The organism is Arsukibacterium sp., from assembly GCF_033722355.1.
In the GTDB taxonomy this organism is placed as follows: domain Bacteria; phylum Pseudomonadota; class Gammaproteobacteria; order Enterobacterales; family Alteromonadaceae; genus Alishewanella.
In genome coordinates this window covers 1-2,835 of the sequence record NZ_JAWVZF010000241.1, presented here as the reverse complement: position 1 = coordinate 2,835, position 2,835 = coordinate 1, and the positions used below count along the sequence as shown (strand labels likewise).

The following is a 2,835-nucleotide window of genomic DNA, read 5'->3' as shown; positions in this document are numbered from 1 at the left end:
TTGCTTCAACACTTTTTGACACATATCTAATGCCAACTCTACCAGATACATAGAGCGGGCCTGATCAGTAGTATCATTGCCACTCATATTCGGTGCCATATCAGATAATACCACATCTACGGTTTTACCACCGATCCGGCTCAGTAACGCCTGTAAAACCGCGTCTTCCCGAAAGTCCCCCTGCAGGAAAGCGACACCGGCCAGCGGATCCATCGGCAGAATATCACAGGCAATCACGGTGCCTGATGCTCCAACAACGCCAACAACGTATTGTGACCAGCTGCCGGGAGCTGATCCTAAATCAACTACCGTCATACCTGGCTTCATCAGCTTATCCTGCTGCTGGATCTCTTCCAACTTAAACGAGGCTCGGGAACGCAACCCCAGTTTCTGGGCCTTTTGCACAAAGTGATCATCAAAATGCTCTTTCAACCACCGGGTTGAACTGGCAGAGCGCTTTTTCTTGGTCATGGTACCACTCTTAAATAGTGTTATGCCTGAGATGGCGCTACAATAGGCAAAAATCAAGCTTGGATCCGGATATTCTACCTATATGAGTTTAACCAATAAACAAAAACAATTTTTAAAAGCCAAAGCCCACGAGTTAAAACCCGTTATTTTACTGGGTGGCAACGGCCTGACCGAAGGTGTCGTCGCAGAAATTGAAGTGGCACTTAATTTTCACGAACTGATTAAAATTAAGGTACCGACTGAAGATCGCGAACAGAAAATGCTGATTATGGATGCGATAATCCGGGAGACCAAAGCCGAGAAAGTACAGGTTATCGGTAAAACGCTGGTACTGTATCGTCAAAGCGAAGCGAAAAAAATTCAGCTACCCCGCGGCTGATTAGTCATCCAGAAATCCAGCTGCCTGCAACGACAGGCGGGCAGCTGCATCATCGGTTGCTACCCGACTGACCAGATTAGCCGGCGCAGTGATATCGGTTGCTTTTAAAAATTGCCACATCACTATGGCATTATCTGCACAAATCGTCTCAACATGCCGCAAATTGTGCTCAAAACACCAACGGGTATTATCCTTTAACAGCGTAAACACCTCCACAGGGCACAGCTGCCAGTGTCTGATATCCAGCACCACGGCCCAGGGTCTGGCCGTAATGGGCAGCACCAGCTCACGAAACGCCTGGATATAATCAAGGGCGGTGCGGCCATGCCAGGTGCCCTGAGCCCGAACCCACAACACCTGGTGTTCCAGAGTCAGGCTGAATGCTTGCAGATTTTTCATTAATCACCCCGGTTTGGTTCCGGTTACGGTACTTTATACGTCAGACATCAAAATGCCGGTTTGCATTTAAATTGTAAAAATTTATCAACAGGCAACATATACTGACTGAACGCGATAAAAAAATTAAACTAATAAAAATGATAATGTATTAGAACAATGCAGTTAAGAGACTATCAGCAACAAGCCGTTACTGCCGCCGTTGCTCACTTCAAACAGAGTAACCAGTCTGCGGTAATGGTACTGCCGACCGGTTCAGGTAAAAGCCTGGTGCTGGCTGAACTGGCCAGACTGGCCAGAGGCCGGGTGCTTATTCTGACACATGTTAAAGAGCTGGTTGCGCAAAATGCCGAAAAAGTGGCCTTGCTGAGCACGTCTGGCAGCATCTTTGCCGCTGGCCTGAAGCAAAAAGACAGTTCAGCAAAGACGGTTATCGCCAGTGTCCAGTCAGCGGCGCGCAATCTGGCGCAATTCAGCGGGGCCTTTTCTCTGCTTATCATAGATGAATGTCACCGGGTAAGTCTGACTGAAGACAGTCAGTACCAGCAACTATTAAGCCATTTACGCCAGCACAACAGACATCTGAAAGTACTTGGTCTGACCGCTACCCCGTACCGGCTGGGTACAGGCTGGATTTATCAGAGCCACTATCATGGCCGGGTCGGCTCAACAGCGCATGCCAGCTTCGAGCGTTGTATTTTTGAACTGCCATTACGACCGCTTATCAAACAAGGCTATCTGGCCAGGCCGGTACTGCTCGATGGCTTGTCAGCGCAGTACGATTTCAGCAGGCTGCAAGCACTCAGCGGTATGGATTACAGTGAGCAGCAAATCGAATCTGTGCTCGGAAAAATGGGCCGGGCAACCCAACTGATTGTTAATCAGCTGTGTCAGCTGGCGGCCAGTAAACAGGGCATCATTATTTTTGCCGCCACGGTGCGCCACGCTGAAGAAATACTGGGTTTGCTGAAAACCAATGGGCAGCAGACTGCGCTAATTACTGCGACGACGCCCGATACTGAACGCGACCAGCTTATTGCCGCTTTTAAAGCGAAACGTCTGAAGTTTCTGGTTAATGTTGCTGTGCTAACCACCGGATTTGATGCACCGCATGTCGATTTAATTGCCATTATGCGACCGACCGCATCGGTCAGTTTGTTTCAGCAAATGGTCGGCAGAGGCTTGCGAAGTGCACCGGATAAAACCCAGTGTCTGATCGTTGACTACGCCGCCAATGGCTACGATTTATATTATCCCGAAGTAGGCAGCGCACGGCCAACCAGTCAATCAGTACCGGTGCAGGTACCCTGCCCTGAATGCGGCTTTGCTAATACCTTCTGGGGTCTGATCGATAATGACGGAGATATTATTGAGCACTATGGCCGACGCTGTCAGGGCTTACTGGCACATACGGCTGGCTCGGCCCCCAAACAGTGCCCGTACCGTTACCGGGCCAGGATCTGTCCTGATTGCGGCGCTGAAAATGACATCGCCGCCCGGGCCTGTCAGCACTGCCAGTCGCAACTGATCGATCCTGATAAACGCTTAAAAGAGGTGTTAAACAAGCAGCATCATCATTTATTTCGATG

4 protein-coding genes are annotated in these 2,835 nt (G+C 49.5%); 2 read left to right on the top strand and 2 right to left on the bottom strand.

Features of this window, described 5'->3' with window-relative positions; genetic code table 11:
• On the bottom strand, window positions 1-471 hold a 471-nt coding region (rlmE, locus tag R3177_RS14310; protein ID WP_318971683.1), incomplete at its 3' end, for a 23S rRNA (uridine(2552)-2'-O)-methyltransferase RlmE.
• An 82-nt stretch (window positions 472-553) separates the two neighbouring features.
• Between rlmE and yhbY the strand changes: the two genes are divergently transcribed.
• Window positions 554-850 (top strand): ribosome assembly RNA-binding protein YhbY, encoded by a 297-nt coding sequence (yhbY, locus tag R3177_RS14305; RefSeq protein ID WP_318971682.1) that lies wholly within the window; start codon window positions 554-556, stop codon window positions 848-850.
• Here yhbY and R3177_RS14300 read toward each other — a convergent pair whose 3' ends face one another.
• Entirely contained in the window at window positions 851-1,249 is a 399-nt protein-coding gene (locus R3177_RS14300) for a hypothetical protein (protein ID WP_318971681.1), read from the bottom strand.
• A gap of 156 nt (window positions 1,250-1,405) precedes the next feature.
• Between R3177_RS14300 and R3177_RS14295 the strand changes: the two genes are divergently transcribed.
• Window positions 1,406-2,835 (top strand): DEAD/DEAH box helicase (locus tag R3177_RS14295; RefSeq protein WP_318971680.1); only part of this gene is annotated, 1,430 nt, incomplete at its 3' end.

Bases quoted from the DNA above. Each gene is read 5' to 3' on its own strand.
- R3177_RS14300 (WP_318971681.1), bottom strand. From the start codon at position 1,249: ATGAAAAATCTGCAAGCATTCAGCCTGACTCTGGAACACCAGGTGTTG.
- yhbY (WP_318971682.1), top strand. From the start codon at position 554: ATGAGTTTAACCAATAAACAAAAACAATTTTTAAAAGCCAAAGCCCAC.